Genomic DNA, 20,619 nt, shown 5'->3' on the forward strand with positions numbered 1-20,619 from the left:
GCACCGCCTCGCCGTTAGGCTCTTCGAGTGCGTCTCGTCATCGCCCGCTGCTCCGTCGACTACACCGGACGCCTCACCGCCCACCTTCCGCTCGCGACGCGGCTGCTCGTCCACAAGGGCGACGGCAGCCTGCTCGTGCACTCCGACGGCGGCTCGTACAAGCCGCTGAACTGGATGAGCCCGCCCTGCCGGCTGGATGTCGAGATTCCGGATGCCGAATCCGCCGCTGCCGGCGTGGTCGAGCACTGGCGGGTCACGCACGCCAAGACGGGGGATGCGCTGCTGGTGCGGATCTACGAGGTGCTGCACGACTCGTCGCACGAGCTCGGGATCGACCCCGGACTGCAGAAGGACGGCGTCGAGGCCGACCTGCAGCGCCTGCTCGCAGAGCAGGTCGACGTCATCGGCGAGGGGCTGACCCTCGTGCGGCGGGAGTTCCCGACCGCGATCGGTCCCGTCGATCTGCTGCTGCGCGACCCCTCCGGGGGCACGATCGCGGTCGAGGTGAAGCGCCGCGGCGACATCGACGGCGTCGAGCAGCTGACGCGCTACCTCGAGCTGCTCGGGCGCGACCCGCACCTCGCGCCCGTCACGGGGGTCTTCGCGGCTCAGGAGATCAAGCCGCAGGCGAAGGTGCTGGCGACGGATCGCGGCATCCGGTGCGTGACGCTCGACTACGAGGGCATGAAGGGCGTCGAGTCCGGCGCCCCCCGCCTGTTCTGACACGAGCCGCCCCCGCACGTTGGGGAGCCCGCCGCAGGCGGGCGTATCCAAACCTCGCCTCGCACGCCGAATAGGGTGGTCCCATGCCGAACCGATCGCCGTGGACCTGTGTGCTCTGGGACGTGGACGGCACGATCGTCGACGCGTCGGACGGCATCCTCCGCCGGCTCACCATCGCGCTCGAGCACTTCGGCAAGCGCCCGCCGACCCGCGCCGAGCTGGTGCACTGGATCGGTCCGCCGATGTACGAGTCCTTCCAGGTGAACGTCGGCATGACTCCAGAAGAGGCGACCGAGGCCGTCGCCTTCTACCGCGTGCTCGGCAAGCAGGACGGCTACACCACCGGCGCGAAGCTCTTCCCGGGCGTCGGCGAGCTCATCCGCGACCTCGCGACGGCCGGCATCCCGCAGGCGACGGCGAGCTCGAAGCCCGAGATCCAGGTGGCGGCTCTCATGGACCACTTCGACCTCTCGCCCTCGCTGACCGCGATCGTCGGGGCGACGCCCGATGAGAAGACGCTGAGCGCGAAGGCAGACATCGTCGCCGAGGCGCTGCGCCGACTGCGAGCCGCGGGTGCCGACACCAGCCGCCCGGTGCTGATCGGCGACCGCCACCACGACGTCGAGGGGGGCGCCGTCCACGGCGTTCCCGTCATCTTCGTGCGCTGGGGGTTCAGCTGGCCGCACGAAGCGGACGGCGCCCAGGCGGCCGTCGACGACGTGGCCCAGCTGCGGCACCTGCTGCTGTTCGAGGACCCCGATGGATGACGTCGCCGGTCCGATCCTGACGTGGCTCGTCCCCGCCGCGATCGTGCTCGGCGCGACTCTGCTCGTGATCGCGGCGCTCGTCTGGGCGGTGCGCCGCTCCCGGCGCTCGGCGCGTGCGCGAGCGGCTGCCGAGGCCGCGCGCCGCGCGGCCGGCGCCGCCCTCGTCCGGCTCGACGACGCGGTCACCGAGCTCGATCTCGAGGTCGGCCTCTCCGGGGCCCTGCAGGGCGGCGGCGCGCCGGTGACGCTGCGGCGAGCGCGTCTCACCGGACAGCACGCCCGGGACGAGGCGTTCGACGAGTACCTCCGCATCGGCTCGGCGGAGGTTCTCCCGGCGGAGATCCGCCGCTCGTCGCTGCGCATCGCGAAGCGCGCCGACGAGGCCCTGCGCACGATTTCGAACGCGCGCGCCGAACATGCGGCCTGGGTGGCGGCGAACGTCAGCGCGGCGAGCCAGGTGGCGTCCGCACAGCAGCACCTGACGCGGCTGCGCGAGACCATGGGCGACCCCGCCGCGCTGGTGGCCGAACTCTCGGCCCGCTTCGCCGAGGACGAGTGGCGGGAGGCCTCGCGCGCGGCACATGCCGCCGTCGCCGAGGCCGACGAGGCCGAGCGCCTGCTCGCGCGAGCCGCCGAGCACGCCGCCGATCCCGCCCGCGCGCTGGTCGAGTTGAGCGCGGCCGAGCGGGCCCTCCGGCAGTCCGAGGCCGACGCCCGCATCCTGGAGGAGTCGCACCGGCTCGTCATGCAGGCGGCCCAGGCCGTGCCGGGCGAGATCGACGCCGCGCGCACGGCGCTGCGCCAGGCATCCGTCGTCTGCGACCGCCTGGACGGAGCGGCCGCGGAACGCCTCCGCGGCGACCTCGGCGCCCTGGAGCGCGAGCTCGACGAGATCGAGACGGATGCCTCGCGCCGCCCGTCTCGCACGGTCGACCGGATCGCGCGCCTGCGCGAGCGGCTCGATGTCGCACTCGGCGACACGCGCACCGCGCAGCAGCGGGTGCGGGGGTCGCGGACGGCGCTCCCCGGCACGCTGGCAGCCGCCCGTTCGGCGATCGCGCAGGCCGAGGCATCCGCCGTCCATGCCGGGGCGGGAGCCGATGCGCGCGCCCGCCTCATCTCTTCGCAGCGGGAGCTCGCCGCTGCCCGCCAGGCGCAGGATCCGGTGTCGGCGCTGGCCGCAGCGCGGCGGGCGCTGCGCGACGCGGATGACGCGAGGTCCCTCGCCGACGCCGCAGATCACCCCTCGTCCTGACCGCCGCCGTCGGTATGGTGATGCCATGACCGACGCCGTCAAGGTCTCGCGCAATCCGGTCGTGTCCGTGGTGACCCGCATCCCGGCGACGCTGTCGCTGATCGGACTGCTGCTGGTGGTGGGCATCGTGTGGGGTGGGCTGTGGAGCCCGTTCTCGGCGAACCCGCTGTTCGACACCGTCGCGTACGGGTTGCCCGCTCTGGTCGAGGGACGCTGGTGGACGCCCGTGACCGGCACGTTCTTCGTCGACCACCCGCTCGTCTACCCCTTCGTGATCGCGAGCTTCATCGGGCTCGCGTATGTCGAGCACCGGCGCGGGTCCGTCGTCGCGCTCGCGTACTTCGGCATCGGCCAGCTCTTCGCCATCTTCGCCAGTGCGCTCTTCCTCTGGCTGGCCTCGATGCTGCCGTGGCCGTGGGCGCAGGTCGAGGCGACCGTGCTCGACGTGGGCCCCTCCGGCGGCACGATGGCGGGCATCGCGGCCGCCGCGGGTCTGCTGGTGTCGCCGTGGCGGGTGCGCGCCTGGCTGCTCGTGCTCGGGTTCGCGTTCGTGATGCTGTTCTTCTGGGGCTCGCTCGCCGACCTCGAGCACGCGTTCGCCGTGCTGCTCATCCTCTTCGTCGACCGGTCGCTGCGGATCCAGCGCACGACCGTGCGCGAGCAGCGACTCATCGCCTTCATCGCGGCGCTGGTGATCCTGGCCGTCGAGATCCTGACGCTGCTCGTGCCCACCGACGGTCCTTTCGGCCACACCGAAGCCGTCGGGGGTTCGTTCCTCGACGTCGCGATCGACGTCGCGGTGATCGCGCTTCTGGCCACCGGGCTCCGCCGCGGACGCCGCTGGGCGTGGACGTGGACGCTCGTGCTGTCGATCGCCAACGTCGCGACCGGGGTGCTGCTGGTCGTGCTCGTGGTGATCGTCGGACCGAGCGCCGTCGACGAGAACTGGGGCGACTTCAACGTCGCGATCGCCCAGTCGGCGATGTGGCTGCTGCTGCTGTTGTACCTCGTGTGGGTGCGCGGCGCGTTCCGGGCCCGCCGGAAGTCGGTGGTGGGGCAGACCCCGGTGCCGACCGTCGCCGACGTCAAGCAGGCGCTCCACGACCACGGCGGCGGCACGCTCTCGTGGATGACGACGTGGGACGGCAACGACTACGCCCGCACCCGCAGTGGCGGCATCGTCGCCTACCAGCGCCGCGCCGGGGTCGCGATCGTGCTCGGCGACCCGCTCGGGCCCGAGGCATCCCGCGCCGCCGCCGTCACCGAGTTCGTGCGCTCCGCGGAGCAGGCCGGGCTCGTGCCCTGCTTCTTCAGCGCGACCGAGCCCACCCGCGCTGCCGTGCCGTCGGGATGGCGCAGCATGGTCGTCGCCGACGACACGATCGTCGACCTGCCCGGTCTGGAGTTCACCGGCAAGCGGTGGAACGCGGTGCGCACCTCGCTCAACCGCGCCGGCCGCGAGGAGATGACGTTCCGCCTCACGCGGCTCGTCGACGAGCCGTGGGGCATCAAGCAGCAGCTGCGCGCCATCTCGGAGATGTGGGTCGGCGACAAGGGTCTCCCCGAGATGGGGTTCACGCTGGGCACGCTGGATCAGGCCGAGGATCCCGAAGTGCGACTGGCCCTCGCCATCTCACCGGCCGGCGACGTCGACGGATTCCTCTCCTGGCTGCCGGTGTACGGCGCCGGGGGCGCGGTCCGGGGCTGGACGCTCGACCTCATGCGACGGCGCGACGGGGGCTTCGGTCCGGTGATGGAGTTCCTCATCGGCTCGTCGGCGCGGCAGTTCTCCGACGAGGGCGCCGAGATCATGTCGCTGTCGGGTGCGCCGCTGGCGCACGAGTACCCGCCGGATGCCGGAGCCATCGCGCGCCTGTCGGACTGGCTCGCCGGCATGCTCGAGCCCGTCTACGGGTTCCAGTCGCTGCACCGGTTCAAGAGCAAGTTCCACCCCCGGTACGAGACGATGTACCTGCTCTTCCGCGACGAGAGCGACCTCACTCGGATCGGAGCCGGGCTGACCCGGGCGTTCCTCCCCGACGCGACGCTGCGTCAGTTCGCGGGCGCCGGCCTGGAACTCGTGCGCGGTTCCGGCGACTGAGAAGAGAAAGCGCCCGGCGGAAGCCGGGCGCGGCCGAGCCGCGGCATCCGTCCCCGCATCGTCGGCGGAGGCGACGGGGTACCGCGGCGCGACGTCGCATTCGCGGGCCCGGAGGCCCGGGAAGCTCAGAGGGGGCGGATGTTCTCCGCCTGCAGGCCCTTGGGGCCCTGGGCGATCTCGAACTCGACCCGCTGGTTCTCTTCGAGGGAGCGGTAGCCGCTCGCTGCGATGGCGGTGTAGTGCGCGAAAACGTCCGCGCCACCCTCATCGGGAGCGATGAAGCCGAAGCCCTTCTCCGAGTTGAACCACTTGACGGTGCCCTGCGTGCTCATTACTTGCCGTTCTTTGGGGGTGCCCGCGCTCATGCCACGGGTCGAGTCCCAACGTAACGGTCCACGCCTCGCACGGCGAGTGCGGATTTCGATGGTGACGGAAATGTTGCACAGTGCGTCGGCGCGGGGGCCATCGGACGCCCGGGCTGAGCATTGCTCGAAGCCCGGGCGTCGACGGATCCCCCCGGATAGGCCACGCGGAAGCGTGACAGCACCATGGTAGCGATATATCAGTGGCGCGGCGAGGGTCGAACACCGCTCGGGATGCGCCCGGCGATGTCCATGCGCATGAATCCGCGGACGTACACTGGTCGCACTGATGGAGACCCCCCTCGCCCCCCTCGCCCCGGGCGGAACGGTCCTCGGAGATCAGGTCTACGCCCGTCTGGGCGAGGCGATCCTCGACGGGACCCTTCCCCCCGGCTCGCAGCTGCGCGACCACGACCTCGCTGAGTGGCTCGGCGTCTCGCGCACCCCGGTGCGTGAAGCGCTGCAGCGGCTGGAACGCGTCGGTCTGGTCGAAGTCTCGCCGCATCGCTACACGCGCGTGTCGGCGCCGAACGACAAGTCGCAGTCCGACACCCTCGAGTTCGTGGCGTACCTCATGGGCAACGCGGCCCGCATGGCCGTGGCCCACGCCTCCGACGAGGAGCTCGACGACGCGCTGGCGGGGTTGGACGACGTGATCGCGGCATCCCGAGCCGACGATTATCCCGAGCTCATGCGCACAAGCCACGCCTTCTTCGCCCAGCTCACGCGGGCCACCGGCAACGTCGCCATCATGCGGTTCATGCGCGAGGCCGAGCTCGCGATCCGCCGCCACATCTCGACGTGGCGCCCGCTCATCGAGTGCCCCGTGAGCCGCACCGCGGCGTACGAGGACTTCCGCACCGCGATGCACGAGCGCGACGGTGTCCGGGCCGAGGCGCGACTGCGCGAACTGCACGGATTGGCCTGAGCGCAACCCTCTCTGCGCCGACGCGCGGATCGCTACGGTGGGCGTGTGAGTCACATCGAGCTGCGGGATCTGGACGACGACGACCTCGACGCCATCTTCGAGATGATGCGGGATGCCGAGGCCCGCGCCCTCGCCGCGTTCACGGCCGACGACCCCGACGACCGCGAGGCCTTCGACGCCTGGATCGCGCGCGAGAGGGCAGCCGACGACGTGCTCTACCAGGTGGTGACCGAGAACGGCGGGTTCGCCGGAACGGCAGCGGTCTTCACCGTCGACGGCGACCGCGAGGTCAGTCTGTGGATCGCGCGCCACGCGTGGGGCCGCGGCGTGGCGACGGCGGCACTGCGTCTCGTGATGTCGCGTGAGCCGGTGCGGCCGCTGTTCGCCCGGGCCGCCGGGCACAACGCCGCCGCGATCGCCGTGCTGCGCGGTTCCGGCTTCGCCGAGGTGTCGCGCAGCAGCGTGTTCGCCCCCGCGCTCGCCCGTGAGGCCGAAGAGGTGGTGTTCGCCCTCGTGCCCACCCTCGACGGGGTGTGACGACAGCCCACCCGGCGACTCTCCCTTCGCCGGGTGTTCACCCTGACGACACCGGGATCGGATAGCAACGGAGGGCGTGCGCCCGCGCGCAGTACCCGACTTCCGAGGACTCCCATGCCCCTTCGCCTCCGCAGAGCCGCGGTGCTCGTCGCCGCCGCCGCCACGACGTGCGCACTCGCGCTCGCTCCCGCCTTCGCCGCCTCGGCCGAGATCGTGCCCGACCCGGTCGAGTACTCCGCTCCCGACGCCGCCCTCTCCCTCACGCCGATCGGCAGCTACGACACCGGCGTCTTCGACGAGTCGGCCGCCGAGATCGTCGCCCATTACGAGGACCGCCTCTTCGTCGTCAGCGCGAAGGCCGGCACCGTCGAGGTGCTCGACTTCGCCGAACCCGGCGCGATCACCAAGGAGCACGAGATCGCATCCGAGGGGGTCGCGAACTCGGTCGCGATCCGCAAGGACGGTCTCGGCATCGCCGCGTTCGAGGCATCCGTCAAGACGGATCCCGGCCATCTGGTGTTCTTCGACGCGCGCGCCGACGAGCCGAAGATCCTCGGGACGGTGACCGTGGGCGCCCAGCCCGACAACGTTGTGATCACCCCCGACGGCCGCTTCGCCCTGACGGCGAACGAGGGCGAGCCGGCCGACGACTTCTCGACCGACCCGGAGGGGTCGATCTCGATCGTGCGGCTGTCGACCCCGAAGGTCGCGGCGGCGAAGCAGAAGGATGTGTCGACGGCCGACTTCCACGCCTTCGAGAACGGCAACCTGCCCGCCGGGGTGCGGGTGTTCGGGCCGACGCCCAACGGCGCCGACCATCCGGTGTCGCGCAACCTGGAGCCCGAGTACATCTCCGTCGTCGGCAACAACGCGTACGTCGCGCTCCAGGAGGCCAACGCGATCGCCGTCGTGCAGATCCCGTCCGCGCGGGTCACCGACATCCGTCCCCTCGGGTTCAAGGACCACGGCGTCGTCGCGCTCGACCCCAGCGACCGCGACAACCGGTTCGAGCTGCGCACCTACCCCGGCCTGTACGGCGTGTACATGCCCGACGGCATCGCGTCGTATCGCGCCGGCGGCGGCTCGTACCTGGTGACGGCGAACGAGGGCGACGCCCGCGAGTGGGGCTCGTACGTCGAGGGCGCGCGCGCCGGATCGCTGCCGGTCTGCACCACCAGCCCGCTCAAGGGCAAGACCGGGAATGCCGACCTCGGCCGCCTCAATGTGACGAAGGAGCTCGGCTTCGACGCGGCGCAGGGCTGCTACCAGAACCTCTACGCCTTCGGCGCCCGCTCGTTCTCGATCTGGACCACGGACGGCGCGCAGGTCTTCGACTCGGGTGCCGACTTCGAACGGATCACGGATGCCGCAGCCCCCGCCTTCGTGAACTCCAACCACACGGAGGCCAACCGCGAGGGCCGCAGCGACGACAAGGGCCCCGAGCCCGAGAACCTCACCATCGGCGAGATCGACGGCCGCACGTACGCGTTCGTCGGCTTCGAGCGGGTGGGCGGCGTGATCGTCTACGACATCACGGTGCCGGCCGAGTCGTTCTTCGTCACCTACCTGAACAACCGCGACTTCTCCGACAACAGCGGCGATCTGGGTCCCGAGGGCCTGTCCTTCATCCCGGCGGCCGAGTCGCCGACGGGTGAGCCGCTCGTCGCCGTCGCCAACGAGGTGTCGGGTTCGACCACCCTCTTCGAGGTGTCGGTCGACCGCTGATTCGCCCGGCACGAAGCCCCGGGCGACGGTCGGGTCGCCCGGGGCTTCGTCATGGACTCAGGCGACGCGGTCGCTGCGCCGCTCGGCGAGCTCGCGCCCGGACTGCACGGCGGCCGCCTCGGCCGTGCGCTTGAGCTCCGCCGCAGGCTCGGCGAACGCGTCGAGCGCGGGGTTCACGCCGACGAGGGTGAACGGACGGTGGACGACGCGCAGGTCGAGGCCCCACACGTCCTCGAGCACCCGGCGGAGCCAGGCAGTGGAGTGGTCCCAGCCCTCCTTGGGGGTGCCCTCGGCGTAGTTGCCGCCGAGCACCGTGACGAGGGTCGCCGGCTTGCCGCGCAGGTCGGTGCCCTGCGGGTCGACGCCCGGCACGGTGTAGGTGAGGTCGAACCAGGTCTTGAAGTGCTGCGAGACGCCGTAGTTGTAGAGCGGGACGGTGAACAGCAGCGCCTCAGCCGCGCGCAGCTCGTCGGCGAACGTCTGTGCGAGGGCGAGCGCCGCGCGCTGCTCGTCGGTGCGGTCGGCCTCGGGGGTGAACCCGCCCTGAACCGCGTCGCGCCATGCCGTCGCGGGCACCGGATCGGCGGAGAGGTCACGGCGGAGCACCGTGGAGTCCGGGTGGGCGGCGACCCACTCGGCTTCGACGAGGTCGCCGAGTTCGCGGCTCGCGGACGTCGCGGGAAGGATGCTGGCGTCCAGGCGGAAGAGGGTCATGGGGATGCTCCTGTTCTCATTCTCATAGTTGCTCTGTAATTCAGAGCGACTATGGCGAGGGTAGCACGGGTACGATGAGGGCATGGCGCAGGACGAGCACGGAGGGCCCGCGTGCGACGCGGCGGTCACGCTCGCCTTCAGCGTGCTCGGCAAGCGGTGGAACGGGATGATCCTCGACGCCCTGAGCGGGGGAGCGCTTTCGTTCGTCGCGCTCAAGCGCACCGTCGGGGGGATCAGCGACGCCGTGCTGTCCGACCGGCTCCCCGAACTCGTCGAGGCCCGGCTCGTCACACGTGACGTCGACCCCGGACCCCCGGTCACCGTCTCCTACGCGCTGACGCCCCAGGGCGAGCGGCTCATCCCCGTGCTGCAGCAGCTGGGGGACTGGGCGCGAGAGAACCTCGTGCTCACCGCGAACCGCTGACGCGGCATCCGTCAGCAGAGCCGGCGACCCGAGGATCGCCGACCCTGCGACAGGTCAGCCCTTGAGGGAGCCCTGCATGAGCGCCGAGACGAACTGACGCTGGAAGATCAGGAACACGATCAGCGTCGGCGTCAGGATGAGAAGCGACCCGGCGCACAGCAGCGGGATGTCGGTGCCGTACCGGCCTTGGAACGCTCCGAGCGCTCCGGCCATCGTTCGCTTGGCGGGGTCGTTGACCAGGACGATCGCGAGCAGGAACTGGTTCCAGGTCCAGAGGAACAGCAGGATCGCCAGGGACGACAGCGCCGGCACCGACAGCGGGATGTGGATCCGCCAGAAGAGCTGCCACGTCGAGGCTCCGTCCATGCGAGCCGCCTCCGACAGCTCGCTGGGCATCGTGACGAAGTGCGCACGCATCCACGTCACCGCGAACGGCATGAACAGTCCGATCAGCGGCAGGATGATCGCCCACCGGGTGTTCAGGATGCCGAGCTCGCGCACCTGGAAGTAGAGCGGCGTGATGATGCCCTCGAACGGGAGCGTGAGACCCAGGAGGAACACGATGAAGACGACCGACGCGCCGCGCGGCTTGAGGTGCCCGAGCACGAAGCCGGCGAGCGTCGCGATGAGCACGGCGACCGGCACGACCCCGGCCTCGATCAACAGGCTCGACATCAGCAGCTGCCACATGTCGGCCGCCTGGAACGCCAGCACGAAGTTGTCCCAGTGCGGGGTCTCGGGCCACTCCAGTCCGCGCGGATACGTGCCGGGCGGGTGCAGCGCGGTGATGAAGAGGCTCACGAACGGCACGATCGTGACCACCATCAGGACGACGAGGATGACGCGGCCGGCCCACGTCTCGCGGGCGCGGACGATCACGATTCCCTCCCCCGGAGGATCCGCTGCAGCGGGAGGACGACGACGAGCACCAGGGCCATGAGCACGATCGCGAACGCCGACGCCATGCCGATCTCGCGCTCGTAGAAGGCCAGGTAGAAGATCTGCAGACCGGGCACGAGGGTGCTGTCGCCCGGCCCGCCCTGCGTGGAGATGTAGATGATGTCGAAGCTCGCGAGCGCGGCGATGACCGTCACCGTGACGCAGACGGCGACCTCCTGGCGCACGCCGGGCAGGGTGATCGCGAAGAACTCGCGGATCGGACCCGCCCCGTCGATCCGCGCGGCCTCGTAGAGGGCGGTGTCGATCTTCGTCATGCCGGCGAGGATGAGGACGAGGCACAGCCCCACCTGCACCCACGCCCCGATGACGCCCACAGCGGGAAGCGCCGTGTCGAAGTCGCCGAGCCAGGCGCGGGTCAGGCCACCGAGGCCGATCAGGCGCAGGAACTGGTTCACGACGCCGTCGGTCGAGAACATCCAGCTCCACATGATGCCGGCCGCCACCAGCGGGATGACCTGCGGCAGGAAGAGCACCGTCCGCGACACTCCGGCGAGCCGGCCCGTCGCGATCGAGCGGATGAGGTTCGCCGCGAGGAGAGCGATCGCGACCGGGATCACCGAGAAGTACAGGATCAGCTCGAACGCGTTGAGGATCGCCCCGACGAGCTTCGGGTTGCTGAAGACCTGCAGGTAGTTGTCGAGGCCGACCCACGTCGCCGGGCCGATGCCGTTCCAGTCGTACAGCGAGTACTGAGCCGACAGCGCGATCGGACGCAGCACGAAGAACAGGTAGAACGCCGCGGCGGGGACGACGAGCAGGTACGCCCGCAGATCACGGAAGATGCGGGGCCGCCGACGCGCGGCGGGCCGGGATGACGCTGCTGCGCCGGTGGTGGTCACCGGCGCAGCAGCGGTTCGGGGGGATGCCATCTGAACTAGTTTCCGACCTGGCTCTCGTAGTCCGCCTGCACCGACTCGAGCAGACCCTCGGGCGTCTGCTCGCCGGCCACCATCTTCTGCAGGTTGGGCGTCCAGCTCTGCGCGTAGATCGCACCGGTGGCGTTGGCGATGAAGTCCATCGCGCCGTTCGCCTCGCCGATCGTGGCGCCGGCGTCGAGCGTCGCCTCGGTCGTCGAGCCGGGCTCGACCTCGGGCATGAACGCGTCCACGGCGCCCATCGGGTGCGAGCCGCCGACCTCGACGGTGATCGTGCGCGCCTCCTCGTTCGTGGCGGCCCAGTCGAGGAAGAACGCCGCGCAGTCCGGGTTCTCGGCGCCGGCCGCGATGCCGAAGGTCAACGGCGCGGACATCGCACCGAGCGAGCCGCCCTCTTCGAGCGGAGGCATCAGGAAGAAGCCCGCGTTGCCCGGCATCTGGGTGTCGAGGTTGCCCGACTCCCAGTCGCCGTTGAAGATGAACAGCGACTCGCCGCCGATGAACCGGCTCATCATCTGCGCGTAGTCCAGCGAGTTGATGTCGTCGGCGAAGTAGCCGGCATCGATCCACCGCTGGAGGTGCTCGGCGGCCTCGAGGTTCTCGGGGGTGTTGATCGTGGCATCCGGCTGCTGGAAGATCCACTCGTTGATCGCCGCGGGGTCGCCGTACGAGGCCATGAGAGCCTGGAGCGGGAAGGCGAGGCCGCCGGTCGCACCGCCGTTGAACTGCGCGATGGGCGTGATCCCCGCATCCTTCGCCGCCTGCAGGGCCGCGTCGAACTCCTCGAGCGTGGCGGGGGGCTCGGTCATGCCGATCTCTTCGGCCAGCTCCTTGTTGTAGAAGACGCCGGTCATCGAGTAGCTGAGGCCCTGGCCGTAGAGCGGGCCGGATCCGCGGCGCCCGTCTTCGTCGACGCGGAGCTGCACGAGCTGCGACGGCGGCCAGTCGGTCCATCCGAACGCCTCCGCGTACGGGTCGAGGTCGAGCAACAGGCCGTCGCTGGCCAGCTCCGACATCTGCGGGAGGCGCATGAGGTCGGGCGGGGAGTCCTGCAGCACGCGCGGCGCGTTCTGGGTGATGACCGCGAACTGGTCCTCGCGGATGTCGAACGTGACGTTCGGGTACTGCTTCGTGAACTCCTCGGTCAGTGCGGTGGGCAGCGGGAAGCCCGTCTCGAAGTAGGCGTTGAGGACGACGTCCTCGTCGCCGCAGCTCGGAGCTCCGTCGGCGAAGTCGCCGCCTCCCGACGCCGTGGGAGCGGCCGAGCCACCGGGGGGCGCACAGGCCACGAGTCCCAGGGCCGCCGTCACCATGACGCCCGCGATCGCGAGGGGCCGACCCACCCGCTTTTCCATGTGAGACACCTACGTCTCCTCTCTGCTGCAGTGCGATTGCAAACTCTCAGATGCGGTTCGTGCTTGCTGTACATGCTTTGCTAAACCGTGTTAGCAGGTTCATGATGCGTCACGTGGGCAGGCTTGTCAACTGATCGACGGATGCCGCGACCGGCGTCGATAGGATCGGCTCACCAGGAGGCGCCCGTGTCGCAGAACCGCATCACGCTGGCCGACGTCGCCCGCGCCGCGGGGGTGTCGCGCACCACAGCGTCCCTGGTGCTGTCCGACCGCGGCGACGAGCTGCGCATCTCGGAGTCCTCGCAGGATCGCGTCCGCACGATCGCCTCCGAGCTGGGATACCGCCCCAACAAGCTCTCCACGAGCCTGCGGAGCGGGACGAGCCGCACCGTCGGCTTCATCTCCGACACGGTGGCCACCTCTCAACTCGCCGGCGACATGATCAAGGGCGCCCTCGAAGAGGCCCGGTCGCGCGGGTACATGCTCTTCATCGGCGAGACGGAGGGCGACGAGGTCGAGCAGGACCGACTCGTCGAGACCATGCTCGACCACCAGGTGGACGGACTCATCATCGCCTCCATGTTCACCCGCGAGAGGTCGGTCCCGCGCTCGGCACAGGGGCGCAAGGTGGTCCTCCTCAACACTCTCCCCGCAGACTCGGGGCTGCAGGTGCCGGCGGTGATCCCCGACGAGTACCGGGCGGGACGCGACGCCGCCCGCCTCCTTCTCGACGCGGGCCATCGCGAGATCCACCTCATCGGCGCGGGCCCCGCTCCCGGCGATGTAGCCCCCCGCACCGTGGCGGGCCGCGAGCGTCTCGCGGGGATCCTCGACGAGCTGCAGGCTTCGGGGCTGGCCCCGGCGAGCGGCTCCACGTCGGGCGTGTGGCTGCCGGAGGAGGGATTCGAACTGACGAGATCACTCATCGGCCGGGGCGTCCGCGGCGGGGCGCTCATCACGTTCAACGACCGGCTGGCGTTCGGCGCCTACCAGGCGATCAACGAGGCCGGCCTCTCCGTGCCGACGGACTTCGCCGTCGTGTCGTTCGACGACCACCCGCTGGCCGGATGGCTGCACCCGGGACTGACGACCTTCGCCATCCCGCACCGGGAGCTGGGACGCCGCGCGGTGGCGGTCCTGCTCGCCGAGGACGACGCGGCCGAGCCGGCATCGCCGGAGCGCCTGCGGATGCCCCTGCGGTCCCGCGAATCGATCGCGTCGCCCGTCGGCCGGTGAGGCGCCGCCGTCGCCCGCGCGTTTGACACGGCGCGCGGCGTCCCGCACGATGTAGTGCTAACGCGATTTAGCACCGACACCTGCAGGAGCATGACTTGCCTGACGCCCCTGGCGGACGCACCGTCGACACGGCTCGCCGCCGTCCTCCCTTCGACCCCGACGTCGCCCATGCCCTGCAGACGCGCGACGACATCGTCACCACCCTGACGACCGCGGGGATCCAGCCGCTCCGCGCCACCGCCGTGCGGCCCGACGAGGATGCCATCACGCTCGGCGGGGCGTTCGACCTGTCCCGGCATTTCATCCAGGGACCGGACGGCGATCCACTCACGATCGTGCTGCTCCGCCCGACGTCGCCCACCGCCGACGTCCCGGTGATCTATCACGTGCACGGCGGAGGACTCGTCGTCGGCACCGCGTACGACGTCCTGCCCTCGATGGCGGCGTTGGCCCACCGGGTGGGGGCGGCCGTGGCATCCGTCGACTACCGGCTGGCACCCGAGCACCGGTACCCGGCGGCCGTCGAGGACGTCTACACCGGGTTGAGGTGGCTGGCCGATCACGCCGGCGAACTGGGTCTCGACCCGGAGCGCATCGTCATCGAGGGGGTGAGCGCCGGCGGTGGGCTCGCGGCCGCCGCGGCCCTCCTCGCGCGCGATCGGGGCGCTCCCGCGCTGCTCGGGCAGATGCTGATCTGCCCGATGCTCGACCACCGCAACGACTCGGACTCCGGCTGGCAGATGCAGGGCGCCGGCGCCTGGGACCGCACCGCGAACGAGACGGGCTGGGCCGCCTATCTCGGCGACCTGCCCCGTGAGACGGTTCCGGCCTATGCGTCCCCTGCGGTGGCGCCCGACCTCTCGGGGCTGCCGCCCACCTTCGTCGAGGTCGGCTCGGCCGAGACCTTCCGCGATGAGGACATCGCGTACGCCTCGCGCATCTGGGCTGCCGGAGGCGACGCCGAACTGCACGTGTGGCCGGGCGGGGCTCACGGGTTCGAGGCGCTCGTGCCCGAGGCATCCCTCACCCGCGACGCCCGTGAGTCGCGTGTCGACTGGCTCAGCCGGCTGCTGTCGCGAGCAGTGGACGGTCAGGCGGCGCCGGCCGAGCGGTAGTACTGCGCGACCGCACCCGACCGGAAAGGCCGCCGATCGACGAGCTCGAGCGCGATCCGCTCGCGAAGGCCGGCGAACAGCGTCGGTCCGTGGCCGGCGAGCACCGGGTGCACGACGAACACGTACTCGTCGATGAGGCCGAGATCCGCGAGCGCGAGCGGAAGGGTGACGCCTCCGACGAGGAGACCCGCCCCCGGCTGCTGCTTGAGACGCTCCACCGACTCGCCGAGGTCGCCGGGCAGGAGCTCGGCGTTCCAGTCGGGTTCCGCGATGGTCTGCGAGACGAGGTACTTCTTCTTGAGGTCGATCGCCTCGGCGAACGGGATGTCCCAGGGGCTCATCCAGTCGGGCCACGAGCCGGAGGACGGATGCCGCCACGCGGCCTCCATCATCTCGTAGGTCACTCGGCCGTAGAGCAGGGCGTCGGCGCGTGCGATCTCGGCGGTCCAGAAGTCCATCGACTCCTCGTCGGGAGGGAGGCCGGCCTCATGGTGGCAGCTGCCGTCGAGCGTGACGTTGATGGCGTATCGAAGCGGTCTCATCGCGTTGAACCTCCCCGGGGTGGCGCGGGCCCCAGCACGGCCTCAGGATACTTCGCCGGCCGGACGCTCGGCCAGGATCGAGTCCGCCCGAGGCATCCGTGGTGCCCGGCTACGTGTGCGAGGCGCGCAGCGCCGCGATGGGTTCGATCCTGCTCGCGCGGCGCGCGGGGATGCTTCCGGCGACGAAGCCGACCAGGGCCCCGACGACCACGCCACCGAGCGCGACGAGGGGATCGAGGATCGGCACCCAGCCCTGGGCGACCGAGACCCCGATCGTTCCCAGGACCCCGGCGGCGGCGCCGATGAGACCGCCGAGGAGCCCGATGATCACCGATTCGAGGAAGAACTGTGCGGCGATCTGTCTCCGGGTGGCGCCCAGCGCTCTCCGCAGGCCGACCTCGCCGATCCGCTCCATCACCGACAACGTGGTCACGTTCGCGATGCCCAGGCCGCCGGCCAGCAGGACCACGATCGACAGCACGACGAACACCAGATTCAGGTCCGACTGGATGTTCTCGCGGAGGGTGGAGCTCCCCTGCGGAGCGCTGACCTCCATCGTGTCGGGTGCCGCCGGGGCCAGCACCAGGGGCGCCTGCTCTTCGAGCTGTGGTCCGGCCCCGACCTGCACCTCGGCGAAGGCCTCCTGGGGCGACGACAGGGAGAAGTCCTCCCGCGCCGTGCCCATCGGGATGACGACCGACTGCAGCAGTTCGCCACGGTAGTCGACGTCGGCGAAGATGCCGATGACCGCGTAGGTGATGCCGTCGATGAAGATCGACGGCTGGGTGTCCACCCTCTCGATGCCGAGCTGCTCGGCCGCGCGCGCCCCGAGCATCGCCACTCGATCCGCGCGCTGGTCGTGCCCGGTGTCGAAGGCGCGGCCGCTGACGATCCTGCCCCTGAGCGTGGCGATGAGCTCGGGCGAACCGGCCACCAGAGGGGGCGGGGCCGCGGCGGGGGCCGATGGGTCGTTCACCGGGACCGCGGTGATGACCGACCCGCTGTCATTGAGTTCGCCGAGCGCGGCGGCGGACCGGACGCCCGCCAGTGTGACGAGCCGCTCGGCCGCGTCCCACGGGAGCGTTCCGATCGTCACCACACCGTCGCGGTCCTCCGCTTCAGCGGGCGTGACCGCCAGATGCGTGGCGGCCGTCGCGTCGAACTGCTGGCCGATCTGCCCGGCGGCCGTCTGCGCCAGACCGACGGTCGCGACCAGCGCACCGATGCCGAGCACCGTGCCGGCGACGGTGAGCACGAGCCGGACCGGGCGCGACCCGATGTCGGTCGTCGCTTCGGTCAACAGATCGGTGAACCCGAACCGGTCGGCCCGACGCACGGCGGGGCTGATGCGGCGCGCGTCCGCTGATCGCTCGCGCCGGCCCCCACGCCCGCGCCAGAGTCGGATCATGCGGCGACGACCTCGCTGAGACGTCCGTCGTCGATGCGGATGCTGCGGTCCGCGCGCGCGGCGACCCCGAGGTCGTGGGTGATGAGCACGAGCGTCTGCCCTTCCCTGTTCAGCTCCTCGAAGAGCGTCATGATCTCGTCGGTGGTGGCGTGGTCGAGGTTGCCCGTGGGCTCGTCCGCGAGCAGCACCTGCGGCCGCGTCACGAGGGCCCGCGCGACGGCCGCCCGCTGGCGCTCCCCGCCGGACAGCACACCGGGAAGGAACCCCTCGCGGTGCTGCAGGCCCACGCGCGAGGTGGCCGCGCGGGCCCGCGCCTCCCGGAGATGCCGAGGGGCGCCGCTGTACAGGAGGGGCAGCATGACGTTCTCGAGAACGGTCCGCCGAGACAGCAGGTGGAACGACTGGAAGACGAAGCCGAGCCGGTGCGCCCGTAGGGCGGCCCGCTGGTCATCGGTCAGGGTTGCCGTCAGTTCACCGTCGAGGCGGTACTCCCCGACCGTGGGGCGGTCGAGCAGCCCGAGGATGTTGAGCATGGTCGACTTTCCCGAACCACTCGGCCCGACGATGGCGATGTAGTCTCCGGCGTCGACTCGCAGACTCACGGACTTCAGGGCCTGCACCTCGGGGGGCCCGGGGAAGGATCGCGTCACGTCGCGCAGCTCCATGACCGCGGTCATCGTCCGATCACGACCTTGTCGCCCTGGGCGAGCCGACCCTTCACGGGGGTCACCTCGACGATGCCGTCGGCGGCGAGCCCGGTGGTCACGGTGACGAGCCGGGTGTCGGCGTCGGCACCATCACGCGGGTCTCCGTCCACGACCTGCAGCCGGGACTCGCCGGCCGGCCCGGCTGTCAATGCGGCCAGCGGCACCGACAGCACCTTCCCCTTGGTGGAGCTGACCGGAACCTTCACCCGCACGTTGGTGCCCTGCAGGAGCAGGAGCTGCTCGTCCGTCAGGGGCTCCGGCTCGAAGACGATCGACCACCGCTCGCCCTCTTCCGGCGAGGTGATGGTTGCCACCTTCGCCCGATGGGTGCCGCCCTCGGGGAGCTCGAGCTCGGCGGTCGCTCCTACCTTGAGCAGGGTGGCATCTGCTTTCGCCGCCGATCCCGTCACGGCGACCGTTGCCCCCGAGACGGTCATCGCCGGATTCTCGAGGATCGATCCGCGCTGGGCGTTGACCGCGTCGACGCGGCGCGGAAGTTCCGTGAGGTAGAGGACCTCCCCGGCGGGCAGGAACGGGAGCGCGTCCTGTCGCGCCCGCTCCAGCGAGCGCTGCGCATCCTTGACCGCGGTCTCGGCGGCCGCGACCGCTGCTTCTTGGGAACGCGTGTCGGGGGCGGCGTTGAGAGCCTCCCGTCGAAGCTCCGCGAGCGCGAGAGCGTCGGCGAGGTTTCCGATGAGCACCGGATCCTGTGGCGTCGCCGCGCGTGCCGCGTCGAGTTCGCGCCGTGCCGCGTTGACCGCGTTGTCGGCCTCGCGGATGTCGACCGCCGACCGCCCGGCGCGGGCCGCCTCGAGGTCCTGTCGCGCGGACTCCAACGACACCTCGGCGTCGCGCACGCCGGCCTCGGCCGCGCTGACCCCGTCCGCGGCGTCGTCGGCCGTCTCGGGCGGCGGGTAGCCTGCGTGCGCGTACAGCGTGGCGAGGGCGCTGGCGGTCGTGCCGTCGAACACGTCGTTCTGCGGGTCGCCCGCGTCCAGGCCGACGGCGCGCATCGCCTCCTTGAACTGCACGACGTCGGGGCCGGAGACGCCGACACGCAGGTCGCGATACGCCGGCAGAGCGCCCGGCAGAACGATCACCGGCCGTCCCGCGAGCTCCAGCACGACATCGAGCGGCTTCAGTTCGGCTCCGACCTCGGGCACCTTGCCGGTCACCACGGCCGGCCCGGCGAGCGCCGATGTGTCAATGCTCATCTCCACCGGGTCGCTGTATCCGAAATCGCCGCGGATCGTCACGTCGTTCGTCAGCTCGCCGTACTCGACCGGCACGGTCACCAGCCCGGGGTCGGGTGGTGCGGCGCTGGCGACGTCCTGCGGGACGACGAACCGTCCGACCAGCAGCCCGGCGGTCAAAGCGACGGTGGCCACCGCGGCGGTGATCCACAGTCCTCGATTTCGTCTGAGCGCCGACGCGATGGCCGACGTCCGGGCCTTGGCAGCCGAAGACGGGGATCGTTCGTCGGTCTGGGCTGCGCCCATGTCGGCCTCAGGCTCGGTCAGATCGTCGAGCAGCCCGGCGAAGCTCTCCGTCGACGTCGCGCGTGCCCGCGGCATCCGCTTCACTTCCTGCCCTGCTCCGCCGCCGCGACCATCTTGTCGAGCATGGGCTTGTGATCCTCGATGAACTCCTCTTCCACGGCGAACTGCACCCGCTGGAACTCGTCGCGGTAGTTCACCTTCTCCCGGCACTCCAGGTCGACCAGAGCCAGCTCGACCTCGTCTTTCGCGAGCTCGTCCATCGCCGACTCGTCGGGAATGCCCTCCGAGCTCTCAGCGAACAGCTCGTCCGAGCGCTTCATGATCGATTCCGACGCGTCACCCTGGGCGGTGTAGCCGGGGTGCCCGGCGTCGTCCATGCACGCGGCCCACTTCGCGTTGAGGTCGACGATCTCCTTGCGCGACTCGACCTCGGTGTACATCTCGGACAGCGCGTCGTAGACCGGTTGGAACTCCTCGGCCTGTGCGGGGTCGTCGCCCATCTGCGCGTCCGCCTGCCCGGAGCATCCGGCGCTCCAGTCAGTCTCGGACCCGTCGGCGGTCTGCGGGCCGTAGAGCGCCTCGTAGAAGGCGTCCTGCTCCGATTGTGGGAGGCTCTCGACGTAGTCCGCGTTCGGGTCGACGTAGGTCTCCTCGGCGCCAGGGTCCTCCGGCATGTTGACGTAGCCGTACCCGTATTCGGCCACCCATTTGCGGTCGTCCGGCTCCCAGCTCGGTCCCTCGCCGACCTGCCCGGCCTGCGTTTCGGGGATGTAGTCGAATCCCTGCTCGGTCATGCACGCGGCGACGAGTTCTTCGCGTTCGCGCATCTGCCGGGCGAAGTGCTCCTGCTGCTCTTCCTCGCTCATGTCGGTACCCCACACCGCGCCGAGGTACTTCTCCAGGGGCGACACCGGCTCGCCCTCCTCCGCCGCGGGCGTGGCGGCGCATCCCGACAGAACGAGCGCCAGCGCTGCGGAAGCCCACACTCCTGTTCGCCGAAGTCTCATGATCCTCATCTCCGTTTGTTTGCGCCGGTCAGCGCCACGCTGGACGCGTCTCCCGGTCGACACGGGGCGGGCAACGTCGCCGACGACCCCGAGCGAACATCCTGACGCGGCCGCCGGGGCCGAACGTCGCAGACCGGCGAAATGCAGTACTCGACGGCGGGAATTGCGTAGTGACGAGGTGGGATCTACGTAGTCGGGCGACGGTACGGAGAAGCGCTGGGTTGGACCGCGAGTCGCACGCACCTGCCTCTTCCTCGCTCGCAGACCATGCGCCCAGCGCGGTGTTGATAGGCGATCCCGATCTGCGCTTGGGCGCGTGCAGCTTCGCGCTGCCCGACGCTCCCGGCGCCAGTCCGCACGCCGAGCGCCGGGAGCGGTT

20 protein-coding genes are annotated in these 20,619 nt (G+C 70.7%); 10 read left to right on the top strand and 10 right to left on the bottom strand.

What is annotated here, in order from left to right:
* Positions 1-27 precede the first annotated feature (27 nt).
* From nucS to ACFUTX_RS09965, 4 genes are all read left to right on the top strand, one after another.
* Positions 28-723 (top strand): endonuclease NucS, encoded by a 696-nt coding sequence (gene nucS / locus ACFUTX_RS09950; RefSeq protein WP_378863559.1) that lies wholly within the window; start codon positions 28-30, stop codon positions 721-723.
* An 83-nt stretch (positions 724-806) separates the two neighbouring features.
* A complete protein-coding gene (locus ACFUTX_RS09955) occupies positions 807-1,490 on the top strand; it encodes an HAD hydrolase-like protein (RefSeq protein WP_378863561.1) in 684 nt (227 codons plus the stop codon).
* On the top strand, positions 1,483-2,745 hold the full coding sequence (locus tag ACFUTX_RS09960) for a hypothetical protein (protein ID WP_378863564.1): 1,263 nt from the start codon (positions 1,483-1,485) through the stop codon (positions 2,743-2,745). The genes ACFUTX_RS09955 and ACFUTX_RS09960 overlap by 8 nt, the downstream gene beginning before the upstream one ends.
* A gap of 25 nt (positions 2,746-2,770) precedes the next feature.
* On the top strand, positions 2,771-4,846 hold the full coding sequence (locus ACFUTX_RS09965; RefSeq protein ID WP_378863567.1) for a bifunctional lysylphosphatidylglycerol flippase/synthetase MprF: 2,076 nt from the start codon (positions 2,771-2,773) through the stop codon (positions 4,844-4,846).
* Between the two features lie 125 nt (positions 4,847-4,971).
* On the opposite strand, the gene ACFUTX_RS09970 is transcribed toward ACFUTX_RS09965, so the two are convergent.
* Complete coding sequence (locus ACFUTX_RS09970) at positions 4,972-5,178, bottom strand: cold-shock protein (protein ID WP_274647570.1); 207 nt, start codon at positions 5,176-5,178, stop codon at positions 4,972-4,974.
* Between the two features lie 319 nt (positions 5,179-5,497).
* Between ACFUTX_RS09970 and ACFUTX_RS09975 the strand changes: the two genes are divergently transcribed.
* The 3 genes from ACFUTX_RS09975 (at position 5,498) to ACFUTX_RS09985 (ending at position 8,398) form a co-directional block, all read left to right on the top strand.
* Positions 5,498-6,136, top strand: coding sequence for a GntR family transcriptional regulator (locus ACFUTX_RS09975; RefSeq protein ID WP_378863570.1), 639 nt, complete (start codon positions 5,498-5,500; stop codon positions 6,134-6,136).
* 45 nt (positions 6,137-6,181) lie between these two features.
* Positions 6,182-6,673, top strand: coding sequence for a GNAT family N-acetyltransferase (locus ACFUTX_RS09980; protein ID WP_378863573.1), 492 nt, complete (start codon positions 6,182-6,184; stop codon positions 6,671-6,673).
* 114 nt (positions 6,674-6,787) lie between these two features.
* On the top strand, positions 6,788-8,398 hold the full coding sequence (locus ACFUTX_RS09985) for a choice-of-anchor I family protein (protein WP_378863576.1): 1,611 nt from the start codon (positions 6,788-6,790) through the stop codon (positions 8,396-8,398).
* Positions 8,399-8,455: 57 nt separating this feature from the next.
* Here ACFUTX_RS09985 and ACFUTX_RS09990 read toward each other — a convergent pair whose 3' ends face one another.
* Entirely contained in the window at positions 8,456-9,112 is a 657-nt protein-coding gene (locus tag ACFUTX_RS09990; protein WP_378863579.1) for an FMN-dependent NADH-azoreductase, read from the bottom strand.
* Positions 9,113-9,194: 82 nt separating this feature from the next.
* On the opposite strand from ACFUTX_RS09990, the gene ACFUTX_RS09995 reads away from it, so the two are divergent.
* Positions 9,195-9,536, top strand: a complete 342-nt coding sequence (locus tag ACFUTX_RS09995) for a winged helix-turn-helix transcriptional regulator (RefSeq protein WP_378863582.1) — start codon at positions 9,195-9,197, stop codon at positions 9,534-9,536.
* 54 nt (positions 9,537-9,590) lie between these two features.
* On the opposite strand, the gene ACFUTX_RS10000 is transcribed toward ACFUTX_RS09995, so the two are convergent.
* The 3 genes from ACFUTX_RS10000 to ACFUTX_RS10010 are packed head-to-tail and all read right to left on the bottom strand — an operon-like array spanning position 9,591 to position 12,726.
* The gene (locus ACFUTX_RS10000; RefSeq protein ID WP_378863585.1) at positions 9,591-10,415 is read right to left on the bottom strand and encodes a carbohydrate ABC transporter permease; all 825 of its coding nucleotides are present in this window, start codon (positions 10,413-10,415) and stop codon (positions 9,591-9,593) included.
* The gene (locus ACFUTX_RS10005) at positions 10,412-11,365 is read right to left on the bottom strand and encodes a carbohydrate ABC transporter permease (RefSeq protein ID WP_378863588.1); all 954 of its coding nucleotides are present in this window, start codon (positions 11,363-11,365) and stop codon (positions 10,412-10,414) included. Before ACFUTX_RS10005 ends, ACFUTX_RS10000 begins: the two co-directional genes overlap by 4 nt.
* 5 nt (positions 11,366-11,370) lie before the next feature.
* Positions 11,371-12,726: an ABC transporter substrate-binding protein gene (locus tag ACFUTX_RS10010; RefSeq protein ID WP_378864633.1), complete on the bottom strand. Its 1,356-nt coding sequence runs from the start codon at positions 12,724-12,726 to the stop codon at positions 11,371-11,373.
* A gap of 186 nt (positions 12,727-12,912) precedes the next feature.
* Between ACFUTX_RS10010 and ACFUTX_RS10015 the strand changes: the two genes are divergently transcribed.
* Both ACFUTX_RS10015 and ACFUTX_RS10020 read left to right on the top strand, forming a co-directional pair.
* A complete protein-coding gene (locus ACFUTX_RS10015; RefSeq protein ID WP_378863590.1) occupies positions 12,913-13,962 on the top strand; it encodes a LacI family DNA-binding transcriptional regulator in 1,050 nt (349 codons plus the stop codon).
* A gap of 95 nt (positions 13,963-14,057) precedes the next feature.
* Positions 14,058-15,077, top strand: a complete 1,020-nt coding sequence (locus ACFUTX_RS10020; RefSeq protein ID WP_378863593.1) for an alpha/beta hydrolase — start codon at positions 14,058-14,060, stop codon at positions 15,075-15,077.
* Here ACFUTX_RS10020 and ACFUTX_RS10025 read toward each other — a convergent pair.
* The 5 genes from ACFUTX_RS10025 to ACFUTX_RS10045 all read right to left on the bottom strand — a co-directional run bounded on the left by ACFUTX_RS10025 (position 15,053) and on the right by ACFUTX_RS10045 (position 20,240).
* The gene (locus ACFUTX_RS10025) at positions 15,053-15,619 is read right to left on the bottom strand and encodes a dihydrofolate reductase family protein (protein ID WP_378863596.1); all 567 of its coding nucleotides are present in this window, start codon (positions 15,617-15,619) and stop codon (positions 15,053-15,055) included. The two genes, ACFUTX_RS10020 and ACFUTX_RS10025, sit on opposite strands and share 25 nt — an antisense overlap.
* A gap of 109 nt (positions 15,620-15,728) precedes the next feature.
* Positions 15,729-17,027, bottom strand: a complete 1,299-nt coding sequence (locus ACFUTX_RS10030; RefSeq protein WP_378863599.1) for an ABC transporter permease — start codon at positions 17,025-17,027, stop codon at positions 15,729-15,731.
* Positions 17,024-17,704, bottom strand: a complete 681-nt coding sequence (locus ACFUTX_RS10035) for an ABC transporter ATP-binding protein (protein ID WP_378863602.1) — start codon at positions 17,702-17,704, stop codon at positions 17,024-17,026. Before ACFUTX_RS10035 ends, ACFUTX_RS10030 begins: the two co-directional genes overlap by 4 nt.
* Positions 17,701-19,308 carry a hypothetical protein gene (locus ACFUTX_RS10040; RefSeq protein ID WP_378863605.1) on the bottom strand — a complete coding sequence of 536 codons (1,608 nt, stop codon included), beginning with the start codon at positions 19,306-19,308 and terminating at the stop codon, positions 17,701-17,703. Before ACFUTX_RS10040 ends, ACFUTX_RS10035 begins: the two co-directional genes overlap by 4 nt.
* Positions 19,309-19,313: 5 nt before the next feature.
* The gene (locus tag ACFUTX_RS10045) at positions 19,314-20,240 is read right to left on the bottom strand and encodes a hypothetical protein (RefSeq protein ID WP_378863608.1); all 927 of its coding nucleotides are present in this window, start codon (positions 20,238-20,240) and stop codon (positions 19,314-19,316) included.
* Positions 20,241-20,619: the final 379 nt, after the last annotated feature.

The organism is Microbacterium sp. NPDC057407, assembly GCF_042803895.1.
GTDB lineage: Bacteria > Actinomycetota > Actinomycetes > Actinomycetales > Microbacteriaceae > Microbacterium.

Coding starts and splice junctions, on each gene's coding strand:
- ACFUTX_RS09955 (WP_378863561.1), top strand. CDS start 807: ATGCCGAACCGATCGCCGTGGACCTGTGTGCTCTGGGACGTGGACGGC.
- ACFUTX_RS09960 (WP_378863564.1), top strand. CDS start 1,483: ATGGATGACGTCGCCGGTCCGATCCTGACGTGGCTCGTCCCCGCCGCG.
- ACFUTX_RS09965 (WP_378863567.1), top strand. CDS start 2,771: ATGACCGACGCCGTCAAGGTCTCGCGCAATCCGGTCGTGTCCGTGGTG.
- ACFUTX_RS09970 (WP_274647570.1), bottom strand. CDS start 5,178: ATGAGCACGCAGGGCACCGTCAAGTGGTTCAACTCGGAGAAGGGCTTC.
- ACFUTX_RS09975 (WP_378863570.1), top strand. CDS start 5,498: ATGGAGACCCCCCTCGCCCCCCTCGCCCCGGGCGGAACGGTCCTCGGA.
- ACFUTX_RS09985 (WP_378863576.1), top strand. CDS start 6,788: ATGCCCCTTCGCCTCCGCAGAGCCGCGGTGCTCGTCGCCGCCGCCGCC.
- ACFUTX_RS09990 (WP_378863579.1), bottom strand. CDS start 9,112: ATGACCCTCTTCCGCCTGGACGCCAGCATCCTTCCCGCGACGTCCGCG.
- ACFUTX_RS09995 (WP_378863582.1), top strand. CDS start 9,195: ATGGCGCAGGACGAGCACGGAGGGCCCGCGTGCGACGCGGCGGTCACG.
- ACFUTX_RS10005 (WP_378863588.1), bottom strand. CDS start 11,365: ATGGCATCCCCCCGAACCGCTGCTGCGCCGGTGACCACCACCGGCGCA.
- ACFUTX_RS10010 (WP_378864633.1), bottom strand. CDS start 12,726: ATGGAAAAGCGGGTGGGTCGGCCCCTCGCGATCGCGGGCGTCATGGTG.
- ACFUTX_RS10025 (WP_378863596.1), bottom strand. CDS start 15,619: ATGAGACCGCTTCGATACGCCATCAACGTCACGCTCGACGGCAGCTGC.
- ACFUTX_RS10030 (WP_378863599.1), bottom strand. CDS start 17,027: ATGATCCGACTCTGGCGCGGGCGTGGGGGCCGGCGCGAGCGATCAGCG.
- ACFUTX_RS10035 (WP_378863602.1), bottom strand. CDS start 17,704: ATGACCGCGGTCATGGAGCTGCGCGACGTGACGCGATCCTTCCCCGGG.
- ACFUTX_RS10040 (WP_378863605.1), bottom strand. CDS start 19,308: ATGCCGCGGGCACGCGCGACGTCGACGGAGAGCTTCGCCGGGCTGCTC.
- ACFUTX_RS10045 (WP_378863608.1), bottom strand. CDS start 20,240: ATGAGACTTCGGCGAACAGGAGTGTGGGCTTCCGCAGCGCTGGCGCTC.